Source organism: Microbacterium sp. H6 (assembly GCF_003314775.1).
Lineage (GTDB): Bacteria > Actinomycetota > Actinomycetes > Actinomycetales > Microbacteriaceae > Microbacterium > Microbacterium oxydans.
In genome coordinates, this window is the sequence record NZ_QOAY01000251.1 from 1 (window position 1) to 3,014 (window position 3,014).

The following is a 3,014-nucleotide window of genomic DNA, read 5'->3' on the forward strand; positions in this document are numbered from 1 at the left end:
CGGCGTACCGCTCGGCCGCAGCCTTGCGCTTGCCCGCCGGGTGCCAGGCGCGGTCCTCCGCCTTCGGCGTCGGTCCGCGACCCTCGAGCGCCTTGCGCCCGAGTCCGCCGGTGCCCTTGGTCGGGCCCTTCTTGTTTCCCTTGCTCGCGCCGGGGCGCCCTGGCTTAGCCATCGATACTCCAATGAGTTCCGGCCGGAGTGTCCTCCAGCGTGATTCCTGCGGCGGCGATCGCATCTCGGATGCGATCGGCCGCCGCCCAGTCCTTGTCAGCGCGTGCCTGTGCGCGCTGGGTGATCATCGTCTGGACGAGAGCGTCCAGCACAGACTCCGACGCGTGAGTCCTCGCGCCGGATGAGGCGGTGAGACCGAGGACGGAGGTCATCGCCAGCACGGCCCGAAGAGCGTGCAGCGCGGCTTCCGTCTCCCCCGCATCGAGCGCCGAGTTGCCCGCGCGCACCGTCTCGTGCAGAACAGCCAGCGCCTCCGGAACCCCGAGATCATCATCCATCGCGGCCACGAAGGCCTCGGGAAGACTCTGCGACACGAAGAATCCGATGCCCCCTTCGGCAACGCGTGCGGCACGCTGCTGGAACGTCGCGATGCGACCGAGCGCGGCCTCCGCCTCCGCCCACGACGACTCGCTGAGGTCGAGACTCGAACGATAGTGCGCCGAAGCGAGCGCGTAGCGCACCACCAGCGGCTCGTGCGCGGCGAGGACGTCGGTGGCCAACGTGAAGTTGCCGAGCGACTTCGACATCTTCTGCCCGTCGACGGTCACGAGGCCGTTGTGCACCCAATAGCGGGCGAAGCCGTCTCCTGCTGCGGTCGACTGCGCGAGCTCGTTCTCGTGATGGGGGAAACGCAGATCGAGCCCGCCGCCGTGGATGTCGAACTCCGCGCCGAGATAACGCTTCGACATCGCGGAGCATTCGATGTGCCATCCGGGACGGCCGGTCCCCCAGGGCGATGCCCAGGTCGCATCGGACGGCTCCTCGGGCTTGCTCCCCTTCCAGAGCGCGAAGTCCTGCGGATTCCGCTTGCCTCGGGGATCCGCGTCCTCCGCCGCTTCCATCGCGTCCAGCGACTGATGGGTGAGTGAGCCGTAGTCGGACCAGGAGCGCACGTCGAAGTAGACGTCCCCCGATCCGTCCGGCGCAGGGTAGGCGTGGCCGCGCTCGATCAGCAGCGCGATGAGCTCCTGCATCTGCGGAACCGACGCCGTGGCTCGGGGCTCGTAGGTCGGCGGGAGGATCCCCACGCCCGCATAGGCAGCGGTGAACTCGCGCTCCATCCGGTAGGCCAGCGCCCACCACGGCTCGGACTCGGTCGCGTTGGCGAGCACCTTGTCATCGATGTCCGTCACGTTGCGGACGAACGTCACGCGACCGTGGCGGTACTCGAGCCAGCGCCGCAGGAGATCGAAGCTGAGGGCCGCTCTGACGTGCCCGATGTGCGGGCCCGACTGCACGGTGGGTCCGCACACGTACATCGTGATGTTCTCAGGATCGAGAGGCACGAAGTCGCGCAACTGCTGCGCGCGGGTGTCGTAGAGGCGGACTGTCACCGCTCAAGCTTACCGGGAGCGTCGTTCCTGAGCCTGGGCGCGTGCGAATGCGTCATCCATGACGGGCGAACTCAGTCCACGGGGAAGATCTGTCCCGTCTGCACGCCGAGGACGCTCTTCGCGTACGCCATGCCGACCCGGTACGAGGACACCGGGACGAACCCGGGGAACGACGAATGGTAGGAAGGCGCGTCCTCGAGCACTGAGGGGCTGACGGCGTTGATGCGGATCGCACGCGGGAGCTCGGCGGCTGCGCCCAGCACGAACGCCTCGATCGCTCCGTTCGCGAGCGAGGCCGCGGCACCCGTGGCGATCGGCTCGCGGGCCAGGATGCCGGAGGTGAGGGTGAAGGAGCCGCCGTCACGCACGAACCGCGTACCGATGCGGACGATGTCGAGCTGGGACAGCACCTTGCCACGGAGCGCGGATTCGAAGTCGTCACGCCCGAGCTCGGCCAGCGGTGCGAACGGGACGCTGCCGACAGCGGCGATGACCGCATCCACGTGGCCCACATCGTCGAAGAGCCGCTCGATGGATGTCGGGTCCGTCACGTCGACCGACGGATCACCGCTCCGCGAGGCGGCCACGATGTCGTGCCCTTCGAGCGCTCCGACTGCCGCCCGTCCGACATTCCCACTGGCTCCGATGATGAGGATCTTCACTGCGGCTCCTTCTGTGATGGTCTCGTCGACAGGAAACGATCCGCACGGACCGCGCATTCCCCCGCCGAGTCAGAGCGGGAAGACCGTCGCGATCGCGGTGACCGCGATGCCCTCCGCCCGCCCGGTGAATCCCAGCCCGTCGGTCGTGGTGGCTGTCACGGACACCGGAGCGCCGAGGATCCCACTGAGGAGCTCCTGGGCTTCCGACCGTCGCGGGCTGAACTTCGGACGGTTCCCCTGGAACTGGACCGAGACGTTCCCGACCGCGAAGCCGGCTTCCCGGAGCAGCTCGCGCGTGCGGGCCAGGAAGACCTCGGCATGGGCCCCCGCATACTCGGGATGGGCGGTGCCGAAGTGCTCGCCGATGTCGCCGATGCCCGCCGCTCCCAGGAGCGCATCGACGATGGCATGGGCGACCGCGTCTCCATCCGAATGGCCGGACAGAGGCTGCTCCCCTGGCCACTCCAGACCGGCGAGCCAGAGGTCGCCCTCGCCGCCGAAGGCGTGAACGTCCGTGCCGATGCCCACCCGCGGGATGCCGGCGCCTGCGTTGTGCGAGCCCAGAAGGTGTCTCGCGCGCTCGAGGTCGGCCGGCGTGGTGATCTTGAACGCGCGTTCGGAGCCGTCGATGTGCCGCACGGGGCGGCCTGTCGCCGCGAACAGCGCCGCATCGTCGGTGTACTCGACCCCGCTCTCCCGCGCGGCGGCGTAGGCGGCCTCCAGCGCTGCCCGCGGAAAGCCCTGTGGCGTCTGCGCCGCTGCGAGCTCGGAACGGTCGACGGCGGCC

At 69.2% G+C, this 3,014-nt stretch carries 3 protein-coding genes and 1 pseudogene; all 4 read right to left on the reverse strand.

All coding sequences use genetic code 11. The features are described 5' to 3' along the window. Window positions 1-172: pseudogene (locus tag DSP71_RS24095) on the reverse strand (23S rRNA (guanosine(2251)-2'-O)-methyltransferase RlmB); the annotation flags it as partial. Next, window positions 165-1,565, reverse strand: a complete 1,401-nt coding sequence (gene cysS / locus DSP71_RS15875) for a cysteine--tRNA ligase (protein ID WP_113681571.1) — start codon at window positions 1,563-1,565, stop codon at window positions 165-167. The gene cysS and the pseudogene DSP71_RS24095, both read right to left, overlap by 8 nt. A gap of 71 nt (window positions 1,566-1,636) precedes the next feature. Continuing rightward, window positions 1,637-2,227 (reverse strand): short chain dehydrogenase, encoded by a 591-nt coding sequence (locus DSP71_RS15880; RefSeq protein ID WP_113681572.1) that lies wholly within the window; start codon window positions 2,225-2,227, stop codon window positions 1,637-1,639. A 69-nt stretch (window positions 2,228-2,296) separates the two neighbouring features. Further along, window positions 2,297-3,014: 2-C-methyl-D-erythritol 2,4-cyclodiphosphate synthase (ispF, locus tag DSP71_RS15885; protein ID WP_113681573.1), on the reverse strand; the 718-nt coding region annotated here is incomplete at its 5' end.